The organism is Xenorhabdus miraniensis (genome assembly GCF_002632615.1).
The window spans coordinates 93,909-109,568 of record NZ_NITZ01000005.1 but is presented as its reverse complement, the minus strand read 5'-3'; the positions used below and the strand labels follow the sequence as shown (position 1 = coordinate 109,568).

General features: G+C 38.0%; 10 protein-coding genes and 1 pseudogene. 2 read left to right on the top strand and 9 right to left on the bottom strand.

All coding sequences use genetic code 11. The annotated features are described in order from the left end of the window. Positions 1-5 precede the first annotated feature (5 nt). From lpxM to znuA, 3 genes are all read right to left on the bottom strand, one after another. Entirely contained in the window at positions 6-974 is a 969-nt protein-coding gene (lpxM, locus tag Xmir_RS06865) for a lauroyl-Kdo(2)-lipid IV(A) myristoyltransferase (RefSeq protein WP_099113657.1), read from the bottom strand. A gap of 125 nt (positions 975-1,099) precedes the next feature. Beyond that, the gene (mepM, locus tag Xmir_RS06860; RefSeq protein ID WP_099113656.1) at positions 1,100-2,413 is read right to left on the bottom strand and encodes a murein DD-endopeptidase MepM; all 1,314 of its coding nucleotides are present in this window, start codon (positions 2,411-2,413) and stop codon (positions 1,100-1,102) included. A gap of 20 nt (positions 2,414-2,433) precedes the next feature. Then, positions 2,434-3,390, bottom strand: a complete 957-nt coding sequence (gene znuA / locus Xmir_RS06855) for a zinc ABC transporter substrate-binding protein ZnuA (protein WP_099113655.1) — start codon at positions 3,388-3,390, stop codon at positions 2,434-2,436. Positions 3,391-3,464: 74 nt separating this feature from the next. On the opposite strand from znuA, the gene znuC reads away from it, so the two are divergent. Together znuC and znuB are read left to right on the top strand one after the other, a co-directional pair. Beyond that, positions 3,465-4,238 carry a zinc ABC transporter ATP-binding protein ZnuC gene (gene znuC, locus Xmir_RS06850; RefSeq protein ID WP_099113654.1) on the top strand — a complete coding sequence of 258 codons (774 nt, stop codon included), beginning with the start codon at positions 3,465-3,467 and terminating at the stop codon, positions 4,236-4,238. Next, entirely contained in the window at positions 4,235-5,020 is a 786-nt protein-coding gene (znuB, locus tag Xmir_RS06845; RefSeq protein WP_099113653.1) for a zinc ABC transporter permease subunit ZnuB, read from the top strand. Before znuC ends, znuB begins: the two co-directional genes overlap by 4 nt. Before the next feature lie 333 nt (positions 5,021-5,353). Here the strand turns inward: znuB and Xmir_RS06840 are convergent, their stop codons facing one another. From Xmir_RS06840 to Xmir_RS06815, 6 genes and pseudogenes are all read right to left on the bottom strand, one after another. Then, positions 5,354-6,274: a hypothetical protein gene (locus Xmir_RS06840; RefSeq protein WP_145956873.1), complete on the bottom strand. Its 921-nt coding sequence runs from the start codon at positions 6,272-6,274 to the stop codon at positions 5,354-5,356. Beyond that, a pseudogene (locus Xmir_RS06835) lies at positions 6,255-7,520 on the bottom strand (IS4 family transposase). The gene Xmir_RS06840 and the pseudogene Xmir_RS06835 overlap by 20 nt, the downstream one beginning before the upstream one ends. Before the next feature lie 84 nt (positions 7,521-7,604). Further along, on the bottom strand, positions 7,605-7,997 hold the full coding sequence (locus Xmir_RS06830) for a hypothetical protein (RefSeq protein WP_099113651.1): 393 nt from the start codon (positions 7,995-7,997) through the stop codon (positions 7,605-7,607). Between the two features lie 117 nt (positions 7,998-8,114). Beyond that, a complete protein-coding gene (locus Xmir_RS06825) occupies positions 8,115-9,617 on the bottom strand; it encodes a hypothetical protein (RefSeq protein WP_099113650.1) in 1,503 nt (500 codons plus the stop codon). Positions 9,618-9,793: 176 nt separating this feature from the next. Then, on the bottom strand, positions 9,794-11,743 hold the full coding sequence (locus tag Xmir_RS06820) for a hypothetical protein (protein WP_099113649.1): 1,950 nt from the start codon (positions 11,741-11,743) through the stop codon (positions 9,794-9,796). 249 nt (positions 11,744-11,992) lie between these two features. Continuing rightward, the gene (locus tag Xmir_RS06815) at positions 11,993-15,478 is read right to left on the bottom strand and encodes an inverse autotransporter beta domain-containing protein (protein WP_167385949.1); all 3,486 of its coding nucleotides are present in this window, start codon (positions 15,476-15,478) and stop codon (positions 11,993-11,995) included. Between the last annotated feature and the right edge of the window lie 182 nt (positions 15,479-15,660).

Below are 15,660 nucleotides of genomic sequence, written 5' to 3'. Positions count from 1 at the left end.
AGCAATTAAAGATCCTTCCTTTTATAAGGCTCTATATCCCCTTCTTTCCGTGTCTTAAGCAATTTTAAGATCCAGGTATATTGTTCAGGATTTGGCTTAACCAACTCCTCTAATTCCTCATTCATACGGCGGGCAATATAAGCATCATCCTTCCCCGCAATATCGTCCATTGGTGGACGGATATAAATATCCAATTGATGAGTTTGACAGTTATAAACCGGAAATAGCGGGACAACAGCCGCACGGCAAACTTTCATTAATCGCCCGACCGCAGGCAGTGTTGCTTTATAAGTGGCAAAGAAATCGACAAATTCACTGTGTTCTTCACCATGATCCTGATCGGGCAAATAATATCCCCAAAATCCTTCACGTATTGATGCAATAAAGGGTTTAATTCCTGCGTCGCGGGAATGTAACTGACCACCAAAGTGTTGACGAGCCTTATTCCACAAATAATCAGCGACAGGATTGGATTGATGGTGAAACATGCCTGATACTTTCTGGCCGCGTGCTGCCAATAACATGGCGGGAATATCAATGGCCCAACCATGTGGAACCATAACAATGACATTCTTACCCTGCTCTCTTAGGGTTTGAATAATCTCTTCACCATGCCATTGAGTGCGTTCAAGTGTCGATTTTTCCCCTCTCAGGCAAAGCTCCGCCAGCATAACAAAGGATTGAGGTGCGGTAGCAAACATGCGATCAATCAGGTCTTCGCGCTGCTGTTCTGTTAGCTCAGGAAAACAGTAAATTAAATTGATTTTCGCCCTGCGGCGGGCACTTTTCGCTTTTCTGCCTGCCCAAACACCTATTCTGGCCAACAATGGATCACGCCATTTCACAGGAACATAAGCCAACCCTGCCAATACTCCTACGCCAGCCCAAATCCCCCAATAACGGGGATGCAAATAAGATCGATGAAACTTCGGGATATATCCCAACTTACTATTTGTATTTTTCTCTTTATTCATGGGCTAACTCTGATGATTCCAACACTCGCTTTCAAAACGCAAGTTTCCAACAAAAAAATAATACAAAAGCGGATGATATCAATCATCCGCTTTTATGTCTGTTAATTATCGAAAAACCTATACATTCAGTCTAGTAACAATTGAGGTTTAACGTCCTTAACCATTGCTATATATTCGGCACGTTCTTTACCACTTAAGCCACCGGAACGCGGTAATTTTGCAGTAAGTGGATTAACCGGCTGTTGGTTATCCCAGAATTCAAAGTGCAAATGCGGGCCAGTCGAACGGCCTGTATTTCCTGATAATGCAATACGCTCGCCTCGTTTTATCTTCTGACCCGGTTTTACTAACAATTTTCTCAGGTGCATGTATCGGGTCGTATATTGGCGACCATGCCTGATGGCGATGAAATTACCAGCAGCTCCATCAAACTTAGATACGATCACTTCTCCATCACCGACTGCCAAAACAGGGGTTCCTACTGGCATGGCAAAATCAACCCCTTTGTGTGCAGTGATCCGCCCGGTTACCGGATTTAAACGATGCGGATTAAAAGGAGATGAAACCCTGAATTGTTTAGTCGTCGGAAAACGCAGGAAGCCACGTTCTAAACCAGACGCATTGCTATCATAAAAACGCCCGTCATTGGCACGGAAAGCATAATAATCATTCCCGCCACTTTGTAAACGAACCCCCAATAATTGGCCCTGTTCACTTTTTCCATCGAGCATTTCACGGGACATCAACACAGAAAAACGGTCACCTTTACGCAATTTACGGAAATCTATTTGCCATTGCAGCGCTTTTGTGACTTCTCTGGCTTCACTACTCGTCAGCCCGGCAGTCAGCGCACTACCATTAAAGCTGCCATCGACTGTTCCTGTGATGACACTGTTTTTCCATTCCCCTTTTTGAAATTCCTGCGTTTCTTTAAAGGTATCCCCTTCGCGGGTATACGTACGGGTTTCACGGCGTGATATATCCCACGTCAGTGTTTTTAAATTGCCATTTTCATCAATCGACCATGACAATGACTGACCAATACCTAAATTACGTAATGCCCCATATTGGTTCGCCAACAAAGCCACATCCGAGGAATCAATACCAAACTGAGTTAAAATAGAACTTAAGGTATCACCTTGGGAAACAACATATTGATGGGGAACATTTGCTGCTGTATCCGAACTCCCTTCTTCATCCCCAATTCCTTCATCGGGGAACTGCTCATTAACATCTCCTGCTACATCATCTGTCGCATCAGGGAGGGTACTGGGAGTACTGATAATAATGTTACCTGCACGTTCTTCCCGTTCATGGTAAATAACCGGCCTCCACACTGCGACAGCCAAAGTGACCAGCGTCAAAGAACCAAGCATGATCTTATGTGGTTTGGGCAGGTTGTTGTATACCAAAACAATAGTTTTAGCTATTTGCTGCACTAATAAAATTCCTTATTGTACTAATTCAGGCAGCTCGCGTATTGTTCCGACAACTGAGTTATAAATTTCATATAGCTGTCACTATCCAATACGATGCCACTTCCCAAAGGGTCAAGCACCCCGATACGTACACCAGTACCTTTTGCTACGGCATGAATGACGGCCGGCCTGAATTGAGGTTCAGCAAAAATACACTTCGCTTTCTGCTCAACCAATTGTGTTCGTATATAGTGTAATTTTTGTGCTCCCGGCTGTATTTCAGGATTAACCGTGAAAACGCCTACTGGAGCTAATTGGTAATGTTTTTCAAAATAGCCGTACGCATCATGAAAAACAAAATACCCTTGTTTTCTTACAGGATTTAAAATATTAGCAATATTCTTATCAGTTTGTATGAGCTGTCCATTGAATTTACGTAGGTTTACTTGTAACTGCTGCTTTTGTTGAGGGTACTGTTCAACAAGCCGATCATATATTGCCTGAGCTGCTTTCTCCGCAATCTTTGGAGAAAGCCAAATATGCATATTATATTCACCGTGATGATGGTGTTCGTGATCAGTTTCATGTTTATGCTGATTCGATTCAACTGAGTGATTATCATCTTCGCTATTTTTCAACAATAATGGCTTGATTGTAGATAGATCAGCCAATGCGAGTTGTTTGTTCTGATCAATTCTAGCTATCGGCTTCGCCAAAAATGTTTCCATATCCGGGCCAATCCAGACAACCAAATCAGCTTGGTTGATTTTTTGGACATCCAAAGGCCGTAAAGCATAATCATGTGGAGAAGCGCCATCAGGCAAAAGCACCTGAGTATTTGTTACACCATCAGCAATAGCCGCAGCGATAAAACCCAACGGACGAATGGAAGTGACAACATCTGCCTGCGCAAAGCAATTCACTCCAGCCACTAACGCAGTGGCTAACGCAATTTTACGAAAATATTTATGCGCGTATTTCTGTGACTTGTGTAACATAATATGAATATTCCATGCAGTAAACTGAGTAATGTTATATTATAACATCTCAATAATTCTGCAAGACTTTTAACATGCCAACTATGATCACTCTGAATATGATCACCCTAAAAAATATTACGGTTGAATTTGGTCACCGCAAGGTGCTGAATAATATTTCCTTCAATCTCAAACAAGGAAAAATTCTGACGCTCATTGGCCCAAACGGCGCAGGAAAATCAACTCTGGTTCGTGTTGTCCTCGGTTTAGTTCAACCCTCTTCAGGCACTATTGAACAGAGTCCGGCGTTAAAAATTGGTTATGTTCCACAGAAGCTTAACCTTGACCCTACATTGCCTCTGACTGTTAAGCGCTTCATGATGCTAAGGCCCAACGTGAAATCAGCAGATATCATGCCAGTATTAAATCGGGTCAACGCTGCCCATTTATTGGAGCAACCCATGCAAAAGTTGTCAGGTGGAGAAACTCAGCGAGTATTACTTGCCAGAGCCTTACTCAATCACCCCCAACTTTTAGTTCTTGATGAACCGACACAGGGCGTTGATGTCAACGGTCAATTGGCACTTTACGATTTAATCAACCAAATCAGAACAGAACTGAATTGCGCCGTACTTATGGTATCCCATGATCTGCACTTGGTAATGGCGAAAACAGACGAAGTTTTATGCCTTAATCAACATATTTGCTGCTCTGGCACACCGGAAGTTGTATCAATACATCCAGAATTTATCGCAATGTTTGGTCGCCACGGTGCGGAACAACTGGCGGTTTACCGTCATCACCATAATCATCATCATGATTTGAAAGGAAAAGCGATTTTTAAAAATGGTGGAGAACCACGTCGATGATTGAATTATTACTTCCTGGCTGGCTGGCCGGAATGTTATTGGCAATTGCCGCAGGCCCTCTCGGCTCTTTTGTTGTTTGGCGCAGAATGTCCTATTTTGGTGACACACTGGCCCACGCATCATTGCTCGGTGTTGCATTTGGTTTCTTACTGAATGTCAATCCATTTTATGCTGTTATTGCGGTGACACTCATATTAGCCATTATTTTAGTTTGGCTGGAAAAACGGCCTCAATTGGCAGTTGATACATTACTGGGTATTCTAGCTCACAGTTCGCTCTCACTAGGTTTAGTCGTCGTCAGCTTTATGACCAGTGTACGAGTCGATATGATGGCGTACTTATTTGGCGATCTTCTGTCTGTGACTTATGAAGATCTCTGGTTGATTGCGGCTGGTGTCGTGATTGTTGCCGGATTGCTGGCATGGCAATGGCGTGCCCTGCTATCAATGACAGTCAGCCAGGATCTGGCCTTTGTTGATGGCATTAAAATTCAACGTCTGCGTGTTCTGTTGATGTTAGTAACAGCATTAACCATCGGGTTGGCGATGAAATTTGTCGGTGCATTAATTATCACTTCTCTGCTGATTATTCCTGCTGCGACTGCCCGTCGCTTCTCCCGCACGCCAGAGCAAATGGCTGTTTTTGCGATAATTGTCGGTATGCTTTCTGTCACAGGAGGGTTAACTTTGTCGGCATTTTATAACACCCCCGCAGGGCCTTCTGTTGTACTTTGTGCCGCAATGTTATTTGCGCTGAGTTTAACGTCGAAGGCGAGAAGTTGATATACCAACTGAAAGCATTGTTTTAATCCATCCTTAAACTCTGCTTTCAGTTCAATCCACTACTCAATACTCCAATTCGTTTATTGGGGTTTTGTCTCATTAGCGGTGAGTTAATCAGAGAATCGGTATAATAGAATTCATCTTTTGATGCTTCCTGCTAAGTTGAAAAATTCAAAGGAACTTTATATGAAATAACAGAATTGGCTCACAATCGTGAGCCAGTTCTGTCCACTGATAAACAAGTTTGAAAATAATGCTATTTTCCAGCAGTTCTGATGCCTAAGTTTTGTCACTACTTACCTTGAAATCCTTGAATATACATATTAACAGGAATTAATGGTTATCGCTGGAGTCAGTGTCAACTCCCATATTTGCATCAGCAAAAAGCTCTGCAATATACCAATGTTCCTTACTCTGATCCTGCCTCAAAAAATATTGATTTTCACCAATGGAAAATGGAATTAAATATTGATAACTCGTATCCCATGGAGCTTCGTGTTCGTTAACATGCTCAGGAACACCCTTACTATATATGTAAGAAACAAACCAATAATTATCATAGAACCTCTGACCAAAGTAATAATACTCTCCTTTAGTAAAAAAGGGGTTCTGAGGATAGTAATAATATGCCCACGTATCAGAATATGCCATATTACCTATGGTTCCATTCTTGTTAAATTCAAATGTATAAATCTTTCTAGTAGCCTCTGTGTGACAGTATATATATTGCTTACCTTCCATTGAAAAAAAGAATATAGCTCCGTAAAAATTATCCCAGTTATGTTGATATATAGGTTTACGATTCATTTTTCCTTTCGTAAAAATTTCGTAAGATATAACAGGCCATCCATTTTCTTTGCCATGAAGTAAGATAAACTGCCTTCCTCCAATATTATATGCAAACCCAACATCATAACTAACATCAAAATATCCACTATCTATTATTTTTTTCTGTCCTTTTTCATCCAACTTTGCAATAATCCAAAATGATTTATCTGTACTTTGTGGTGCATTAATAAAGTCCTTGGCTAAACCAAAAACATATTGCTCATTCTCAATAACAAATGGGAACATCAAGTCATAATAATTTACCCACTTTTGCCCAGTCGAAGTTTTCTCTCCCTGTTTCCCGCCTGTAATCAACTTGTGTACCGTCACCAGATGATCACATTTGCGCTGGCGTAAAAGATACGGTTGTCCATCAATGGAATAACTAAAGATCATATACAGGATCTTAAGAATTAAGCCTTTCAAAACAGGCATCCAATGTTTTGTTTTTATATGCTTTTCTTTGCGATGTTTTGAACGCGTTCTGGCATAAATACGCTTAGGCTTTTTCCAGCCAAAAACAGGTTTCCGACCAAGCTCTTTGGAGAAGATTATCTATTATTGGCCAGAGCCAAATCTCCGTATTTTGAGCCGCTTTGCGCAGCGAAACAGCGGGGAATAATCGTCTTGCCAGCGAGCGCCGGAGCAATAGAGCCAGCAAACTCAGCCAGATAAGCCCCGTGGTTAACGTTTCTTTCCTCGTGGCAAAACCGTGCCAGTTTGTGTGTGATTTTAACGCCTTGAACAGCAATTCGATTTGCCAGCGACAACGATAAATATCCATGATGTCATTGGCCGTAAATTCTTCCACGGGTAAGTTCGTCAGCCAGAGACAAAAACGTTTTTCTTCGGCAATCCAGCGGCGAATAAGGCGAAATTCATAACCATTTCGCCGACAAATCAAATCCAGTACTTCGGAACGATTAGTCCTGCGGGTGATGGATTTCAAAGGTTTCTCTGGCAGTTTAGGTAATAATTTCCCCTGACCATTGCGTGCCATGACTATCTGAGGATTGAGAGACTTGCCACCCAGCACAATAAATGAACCGCCTGAGCGTGACATTTGCTCAAAATAATCAAAATCAACATAGCCGGCATCCGCCAGGAATAATTGGTCACGCAACGTTTCTGGTGCAGGCAGGTAAGCCCGCTCAGAGGCTGTATCGGCGGTTACGGTCATCTTTAGCGGAGACTGGGTCAGCAGTGACATCGTCATGTGACATTCCACCGCGGCAGCGGTTTTTTTGAATCGATAAGGAAAAATGTCAGCCAGGGCAGAATGGACTTTGAACGAACTCCCATCCTGTAAAATAACCTGTTTAAACTTCATGAGTTTTTGGGGGGATGAGACCTGATTTTCTCCCCATTGTGCCAGAGCAAATTTCACCAATATTTTGACAAATTCGACAAAGGCGGCTTTACGGAGTTGATTATAAAAGGGACGGTAACTGACTTGTTGCCTTTCATCGGGGCACATGCCATTAAATTTTTGGTGTAACTGAGCAATAGACGTCACTTGACCCGTACTGAGCGCCGCGATAAGGCTGAGGATCAACACATGGGGTTCGATATTTCTGATGCGTTGCATAAATCCGCACCGGAAGGCGGTCTTTTTCAAAGAAACTTCATTGAAGAATTGCATTAACTGGTGTTTTATAGCGATAATCGTCACAGGCTTCATCCGTGGTTTTGATGGTTTGTTTGGCGACGATTATCAGATCATAAATGAAGCATTTTTTCTATCTAAAATAGATGGTTACTGCTTAAGATCCTGTATATGAGAACCTTCTAAAATTGTGATGTTTGCTGTTTTTGAGTAAAGGTTATTGCGGACTGAACTTTTTACTGTATGTTGTGCTTCACATAAGCCGGAGATGTTTATTTTATCTATATCAAATAATACCACATGGAAATCATTGCCTATTTGATCGGGTGCAACATGATAAGGAATACTTTTCACTTTGTCTTTGGTGTTATTTTTTAAATAAATTTCTTCTTTTATTGTATCTAATATTGCCACGCCTTCATATTTATTGACTTTCATCATTACATAGTTAGTATGCATGGCAATAATATCAGGAATATTAATAATTTCACCTGAATTTGCTTGAGGAAATTCAGGTGGTGAAGAGAGATTTTTCTTACTCATAAACCACCTTATTATTAACCCACGGGGTATTTAGATCAGGTTTCATGTGGCTATAAGCTGCATGAAACCTGGATCCTTAAAACGGGATAATTTGCCGCCCTGTTAATAAAAATCATTTTAATTAACTGTATCGATTTTACCTGACCAAATCCCGCCATATGTCACATCGCTATCATCATCATGGCCCACTTGATAATCAAAGAAGATCTCACCATCATGCTCGAAAAATGCCCAGTCATTATCTAATAAATTAGATGGAATATTAAATTTCAATGTTGCTGTTTTTCCTCCTCCAGTATCTGGTTGATAAGGCATGCTACCGTTAAAAACTTTTGTTATTGTTTGTTGTCTCGCATTAATATATAGCGTTAAAATAATTTTTGATCCCAATTTTACTTTATGAATATCTTTCTGGTCATTAGTTCCTGTTATCCTGACAAATAAACCAGGATCGTTTGGGTTATTAGCATGAGATATACTCTTGTTATTGACATAATCACCTTGTTTTATAGGATTATCGAAGCTGTCATAAACCTGACACGGTTCATATATTCTATCAATATCTGTCCATGGTCTATTTACTCTTCCTGTATAAGTGACATTGGCAGGAAGAGATTTAGCTATTATATTGTCACTTGGCTTAATTAAATAATAAAACAGTTCCGATGGGGTATCTTTTTCAAAAATAAAATAAGGTAATTCCATTAAACAGGATTCAGGTTCCTTATTAATAAGTATTCTGATGTAGTGTTTATATTCATTATTAACAAAAAACAACAAAAAATCACCAAGTTCATAATCATCGCATGGTGACATATCGACCCAAAATTTACTTTCCCCTTTTGATGTTAAATTACTGTCAATGGCAGTTATTATCTGCAAGGGTTGCCGATAATCTTTAACATTATCAACAAATATAAATATAGGATTATTAGCAAACCTAAAGTTAGTTGAGTTTGGTATGGCAGACGATAATTGAATAATGGGTGATATTGATTTTTTCGGGGAAATATAAAACTCCAATTTCCCTTTTTCATCTGAGTTTACGAAAATACCCTGATAATCATAAAATTTTTGAACATATATTTTTGTGGTTTTATCATTCTGATAAATATTTATGTTTTTTAACTCATTAATGATATTAGCTTTTATGAATACAGGTACTCCTGATAGTGTTTTTCCATTTTTATCTCTTAAAGTTGTATGAATTTTAGTTGATAGGGATCCAATTTTAGAGTCATCAAATGATGTTGGAATAACTAAATATGGGCTGTCAACATGTAATTTCACTGAATCTGAATCAATTGTCCTTGCTGTAGATTTCAGAGTCTTATATGGAAAACCACTTGAAGATGTTTTTACACTAAAAGAAATTTCTTCATTTTCTGCTACAGATGTAAGTACGGTAAGAGTAACTGTTGCTGTTGCCTTTTTTTTACTATTTTCTATAACTAAGGGGATGTCATCAGATGGTACAGTAATATTCGTGTTATTATAAAATGAGATTGTAGAACCTTCATCTATATTGTTATCTGATGATAGTATCACTGTAAATAAAAAACTTTGACCAATTATTAAATCTTTATTATCAGGTAATGAAAAATCAATTTTACTAGTCATATTTTTATTTCCGTTTTTATATTATAAACATGAGATTTAAATAACTTCCAAAAATGGTAGGTCACTACTAAACTCCTCGCAGAGCGAGGAGTTTAGTTCTCCACTGAATTTTAGTGGTTCACTATTATGAATCGATATTTAAGGACACAGCTATAATCAGATCTAATATTTATTTTTTAATGATTATCTGTATCTTTGTTACCAGGATCTGGAGTTGTGTCAATGTCTGAATACCATTTTTCACCATATTCTAAATTTTCATCGATATAGAACTGATAGTCAAAATATATATAATCATTACCTTGTATACCAACTATTTCCTTATAAGGAATCTGGAAGAAAAGAGAATCTGGATTGCCACCAGAACCACCAATATAAGTTAAGTTGATTTGTTGAGTATAAGTTTTTTGGAAACCGTTGCTGTCTGAATTTATATACATATTCAGAGTAATATCTGTTATATTTAATGGTACTGGATTTGTTTCTGCGAGTGAATTATTAGTCTTAGAACGTGTAATCTCAATAAATAATCCATTGTGTTTATATCCAGGGTATTGCATTATAGCGTCATAATTAATATAATTACCACCTCCAGGTTGTAATATGTTATCTGGGCCAACACCAAGACTGGTATGAACTATACAGGGATTATATTTTCTTTTAAAATCTGGGTTAGGTTCATAAGAAACACCACCTATATAATTTAATGTTAATGGTTCAGAATATAATGCGTGTCCATTGGCTTTAATTACAGAATAAGAAAATTGAGAAGGTGTATTTTTCTCAAATATAGAATAAGGAAGACTTATACTCGGTTTATCTAGCTGTTCACTTAAATTATGAAGACGTACAGAATGGTTTATATACTTACCATTAACAAAAAATAATATCATATCATCAACGGTTGCATTATCATAACTACTTACTATTGTGTAAAACTCTCTCATTCCCTGATCTGCAGATAAATTACCTATAGTAAATCCATCGATCATTGCCTGACCTATAGAATCCATATAGCCTGGGTTCTTATAATTGACAGCATAAACTACTTGCTTAGCAGGAATATCCGCTACATCATCAAGAATAACAGTTCTGAGTGTAAGTATGACTATTTCTGATAGTTTAGGATAAAGATAAAACTTAACTAGTCCACTTTCATCTGAAGCTATCATTAGGCCTTCATTGTGTCCTTGCTTCTCAAGAGTAATATCAGTTATTTTATCAGATTTTTTGAAATTAAAATCTTTCATTTTATGCAAAGCAGTTGATGTGATAAATACAGGAGTATGAGCCAGTGATTTCCCTGATTTACTTTTCAAAGTTGTAGATATTGCTGTGGAGTTATTTTCTTCCGAGGGTTTTTTATCACCTGAAATTACTGTTTTTAAGAAAGAGTTTTCAACAAAAAGTGCTAATGATTTCATATCAATTTCATTAGCTGTGCCCTGAAAGCCGGGAAACTTAAAGTTACCACCGTCAGTAGTCGTAGCATCAGTTTCTAATTCAAATGTAATCTCAGAACCATCAAGTACAGGATTACCACCTACTTTCTGAAGCACTGTAAATCCTAACTGCGCAGTGGCTGTCAGTGCTCCATTTTCAGAAGTAAGAGTTACTAAGTCCGTATCGAATTGTATATTAGGGCTGTATCCTGTTACAGTTACCTTTTTTGCTGGTAAAATAGGTGTGTCTGATTTTAATGTTACAATAAAATCAACATGCTGGCCTATGACTAAATCAGCTTTAGAGCTAATCGAAATTCCCATTGTTTTTTTCGAGGGCGCTTTTTTGGCGTTACCAGTAAATGGTTGTGGATTGGCAAGAAATGGTTGTCCACCAGCTTGAGCAGTTGTATCTAATTCAAATGTAATTTTTGAATCATCTGTTGTATCCGGCTTTATTGTAAAGCTTAACGTCGCAGTAGCTTCATGGTCTCCAGATTTGTTAGTAAGATCAGCTGAATTCGATTTAAATATTATATTACTACTATAGCCTCTTTTTATAGTGACTTTACTGTTTGGAGTAATTTTTTGGTCGGAAGTTAGTGTTACAGTAAGATTAACAGTCTGGCCTATAATTAAATCATTTATATTGGTAATTGTCATTTTATTCTTTGGGTTTGCCATTTTATTACCTCATTTACAATTGATGTTATTTATGAATAATAATGAATTTAATTATTTCCTATAATTTTCATTTATTGTCTAACATTAATTATCATTACATATAATGATAATATGTTAATTTAAAGCCCAATGTTAACTTGTGAATGATTTGGCTTTTTTAGAGTGAATGAAAAGTAACTAAAAAACCAATGAAAAAAAGTTATCAACTGATAACTTTTTTTCATTGGTGAAGAGTTTTTTTACAGTGAATTATTTATTGGTTTTTAAAATTGCCGAGTAACATAAAAGAACCCCATCTGAGTAATCATCAAAGGTATTATTTTTAGAGTCATAAACCCTGAAATGCCCCTTGACAGATGAGGTGTTTTTCACTATAAAAGTGACTTTGTTTTTATCCATTGTAGGTTCATCATTAAACACACCCCAGTTATATAAATTACCAAATTCATTATGCAGGCTATAAATATCGCTAGGATCAGCAGCCTCTTTATCTGAAAAAATATCGACTATCATATTGGAAGAATTTCCTGGTGGAACTGGACAAGTATTATTATCAGATACATTTACATATCCTCCATGAACAGGGTTTAATATTTTTGTGGCAACCATTTTGTATTCATACAATTGAATTTCTCCACTTGGCTTATTTATTGTAGCGGTTATTGTTGCAGAGCCTGGTGCCTGAAATTGTATGGGGCCAGTGCCAGTGTTAGGGGGATCGCCAGGGCGATAAGAGCCAAATGATAGCATCGCCGCTCCATAAAACGAATCAGGATCGAAAGCATAACCATAAGTGATTTTATCTTTTTTATTGAAGCCCTGCTCAGGGTATTTGAGGTCTCTTAATTCCCCTCGTAAAGTAGCAAAAATAGTATTTGGATGAAGTTTACCGTTTTTATTATCAAAGACTTTGGATTCACCGCTATAGGTATTATAAAGATAAAATACCGCAGGTTGAATAATAGGTTTGAAACTTACTGTATCGGCATCTTTACTAATAAAACGCTTTGTCTCGGGACTATTTGATTCAGGTATTTTCAATGTGACTTTAACACCATCAACGCCGACCTGACTTGTTAGTGTTGCATATAAATACCCATCAGGTGTCGTTGTATATGACTTGATTGTAGGACCAGTAAGCTGATCGGTTGTAAGCTGGGAATGGTCACGTGTCCACTGGATGTCCTTTTCATCGAAGGGATAATTAGAAACTGCTTTTCCTGTTTTTTTATTTTTAATGGTTGCCCGATAAGCGTAGGCACTCGTTCCATCCCCAACTAATGCCTTAGAGGGAATGCCGGGATTGAAGTTGCCTCTGCTGTCGATAATACCAACCACCACATTTTCAATGTCAAAATCCACTGGTGGCGATTTAAACGCCATCTCAACAGGGGCAGACTTTGTGGCACCATTATCAATGGATGCTTTCACTTTAACTATTTGCGCGACACTACTGGTCAACGTTGCCTTGCTACTATCCAAAGAGTCCGGAGTGAGTATTGCTTGCTGGTCACCTTGCACAATTGTCCACTTGATAGCTGGTTTCCCTATACTCCCATCTTTAATTTCTGCCGTTAAGGTATACGTTTCATTTACAAATATAGGACTCTTAGGTGATGAAGTTACCTTGATATCAGGTGGTACGAAAGAAACTTTCTTGTCAGCCGATACTGCATCATGCCCTTCAATTGATAAAGAAATAACCACATTAGTGAAGGGTTCATTACTGCTCACCTTCGCTATTAGTCTTCCACCAGAAGTCGTCTTAGATGATCCATCAATTTGAATTTTTTCAGTAATATCACTGCCGCTCTTATCTTTTGCACTCCATTTCACCTTATCTATTTCTTCCTGCTCTTTGACCTCTGCTCCATTCTCATCAATAACAATTGCAGTATAAGTATAGTTATCAACCCCATTCGCAAAGATTGGCCCAGATAGGTCAACAACTAATTTCTTTTCTTTAATATGATATTTTGATTTATCTTCCTTAAACTTAACCGAGTACCTAATATTATTATTCACCAATTGCTTAGGTTGATCATCCATTATTAAGTAAACTTTCACGTCCCCAACATATTCACCACTGGTTAAAGTGACACGGGCTTTTTCTGGAAAATGCCCACTTTCATCAGTTGTTATCTGTTCAAATTTATCACCGGGCTCAAACTTTAACTTATTCTTATCGTCAGCAGGAGGTTCTGTTACCCATTGAATTTTATTAAAGGTAGTATTTTTAATTAACTCAGGGTTATTAAATTTCTTAAAGATAATCACCGGATCAAATTTATACCCCTCTGTACCTGATGCAGGCAATGATCCGTCGTGTGGTTTGAAATTAGGAACGTCGTCATTTTCTTGGATAAGAAAAGGCTTAACAGTAAGTATCAGAGGCTGAATCGCTGTTTTTTTACCATTGCTTAATTCTGCAAAAAAATAACCTGTATAGGTATTAATTTTATTTTCGTTTTTACCCGATAATAAGTTAGGAAGTGTAGCCTTAACTCTCCCCTCTTCATAAGAAATTTTACCGCCCTCTTTTTCAAAAATTTCTTTAATTTCTGTTTTATCTCTAATGATGCTCCAATGAAACTGTTTGACGGATGAACCAGAAAATGGATGGAAAATATCAATATTTTCACCGCTATAACCCTCAATCTCAATCGGAGGATTCTGCTCAGAAATCTCAGCCACCGGAATTTTCCTGTGATCCAGCACAATGTGATTATTTCTTTCCACCAAATCATGACGGCTACCCGCCAAGGTGCGAATAGAAGCCACATTATCACCTGATAATTGCGCACTTAACGGCACGCCAAATCGGTAATTTAAATTCGCCAGAAATTGAGTTTCAGTAAAGCCTCTTTCCCCTTGTTTATAATCCACCCCCATAGTTATCAAAGGGATCGGCGTATAAGTCACGCCCAGTTTGACCAGACTCGGATTTTTCTGTTTGGTATCACGATTAAATAAAGTGACACTATCACCAAAATATTTTTCATAACTTAATTTGGCACCCAGATTAGGGTAGAAAGGCAGGTAAAACTCGCTATTAATATCATAGCCATTAGCAGGGCGCTCGTAGTAATAATCGAAATTACGTGATTTTTGCCAGTTACTTAAGCGGTGATAAGCATTGGCTGAGAGTTTAATATAATCTCCCCATATTTCACTTCCCAAGCCTATGCGCCTGTTTTTACCGGTGATATCATAGTCATAAAATGTATTCAGCCCATACATCCAGTTCTGATAAAAATAACGTCCGCCAAAACCAAAGTTAATGGTATTCCGGCTGTCTTTGTTACGGTAACCTAATTGGGAAAAAAGTAGCCATTTGGTTTTATTATCGTAAAGCGGTAATAACAGATCTAATGAGTGATTTTCCAGTTTGCCTTTTTTATCAAGACCAAAGTTAATTTTTGCTGTGCCGAATTGGGATAACCATTTTTGGGCTTCAGAGGAAACCGTGCTGTTAAATTTACCCAGAGCGTAAGATTTGGCCTGTTCTACGAGTTCTGCAGGAGACGTAGATAAAAGACGATTCACACTGTGGATCTTACTGCCAATAATTTGGGGCATATCAGGTTCTGAGGTTTCATCATTTTTTGCTAATTGAGTATGCAACTTATCATTTTGAGGGTTATTTTCTGCTACAGCGTTAATGATTGCCGAAGGCATGAACAGAGCATAGAAGAAAATAAAAAAAAGAATTATTTTTCTTGCATATGATGGCATATATAAGTACCTCAGAATTTTTATAACAACTGAATTCTCAGTTAATGATTTGCCTATTGAACAACCCCTATTTATTTCCAACTTTAATAGTAGTAAAAAAAATAAAATAAGCATCATGTGACAGAGCCAAATTTTAGATTCTGTCACATTAGCGCAATATCAGGTAAACTCTCCCATTTTAG

Bases quoted from the DNA above. Each gene is read 5' to 3' on its own strand.
- lpxM (WP_099113657.1), bottom strand. From the start codon at position 974: ATGAATAAAGAGAAAAATACAAATAGTAAGTTGGGATATATCCCGAAG.
- znuA (WP_099113655.1), bottom strand. From the start codon at position 3,390: ATGTTACACAAGTCACAGAAATACGCGCATAAATATTTTCGTAAAATT.
- znuC (WP_099113654.1), top strand. From the start codon at position 3,465: ATGCCAACTATGATCACTCTGAATATGATCACCCTAAAAAATATTACG.
- znuB (WP_099113653.1), top strand. From the start codon at position 4,235: ATGATTGAATTATTACTTCCTGGCTGGCTGGCCGGAATGTTATTGGCA.
- Xmir_RS06830 (WP_099113651.1), bottom strand. From the start codon at position 7,997: ATGAGTAAGAAAAATCTCTCTTCACCACCTGAATTTCCTCAAGCAAAT.
- Xmir_RS06825 (WP_099113650.1), bottom strand. From the start codon at position 9,617: ATGACTAGTAAAATTGATTTTTCATTACCTGATAATAAAGATTTAATA.
- Xmir_RS06820 (WP_099113649.1), bottom strand. From the start codon at position 11,743: ATGGCAAACCCAAAGAATAAAATGACAATTACCAATATAAATGATTTA.
- Xmir_RS06815 (WP_167385949.1), bottom strand. From the start codon at position 15,478: ATGCCATCATATGCAAGAAAAATAATTCTTTTTTTTATTTTCTTCTAT.